This is a genomic window from Flavobacterium sp. T50_26 (assembly GCF_057652995.1).
Window position 1 is genome coordinate 1 of the sequence record NZ_JBYFCC010000074.1, and the last position, 263, is coordinate 263.

The 263-nt window shown below is 30.8% G+C and carries 1 pseudogene; it reads right to left on the bottom strand.

The features are described from left to right. Positions 1-263: pseudogene (locus tag AC23MC_RS16490) on the bottom strand (PIG-L family deacetylase); the annotation flags it as partial.

Here is a 263-nt window from a genome sequence, read left to right on the forward strand (position 1 = left end):
TGGTCAAAACGATTAATGATAACATCAGGTTTAAATTTTCGGATAATGTAAATAATATATTCTAGTACTTCTTTTTTATTCCAAATTTTAATGGTTTCATACGGAACTTTTGAAAAACCAAAATCAATTGCTCGGGTAAAAAATTGTACACCACCGTCTATTATTCTAGCTTCTAATAATTCATGTGTTCGGATAACGCCAAATAATTAAAGTAATACTGTTCCGATTAGATTCTTACCACCAACGCCGCGAGTGATTGATAA